At 50.7% G+C, this 353-nt stretch carries 1 protein-coding gene; it reads left to right on the top strand.

What is annotated here, in order from left to right; genetic code table 11:
- On the top strand, window positions 1-353 hold a 353-nt coding region (locus G9G53_RS25825), incomplete at both ends, for a phosphopantetheine-binding protein (RefSeq protein ID WP_165150898.1).

Below are 353 nucleotides of genomic sequence, written 5' to 3'. Positions count from 1 at the left end.
AGGCACGGCGTACGTGGCACCGCGCACACCGCTGGAAGAGCAGTTGGTACGTATTTGGCAAAGCGTTCTGAATCATCATCAAATAGGCATCCAGGATAACTTCTTTGAAGTGGGAGGACATTCTCTGCGCGCTACCACCCTGATGGCGAAAATCCATCAGGAGCTGAATCACAAGCTGGCGTTGCGAGATATTTTCCAATATCCGACGATTGAGCAACTGGTGCAGTTGATGGGTGAAGATCAGACCCAGCAAACGTATGTATCTATTCCTGTGGTGGAGGAGCGTGAATATTATCCTGTTTCCTCGGCGCAAAAACGGATGTACGTGCTGAGTCACCTGGAAGGTGGAGAGG

The organism is Paenibacillus sp. EKM206P (genome assembly GCF_011066155.1).
Classification (GTDB): domain Bacteria; phylum Bacillota; class Bacilli; order Paenibacillales; family Paenibacillaceae; genus Paenibacillus; species Paenibacillus polymyxa_D.
This window is presented reverse-complemented; position numbering and strand designations above follow the sequence as displayed.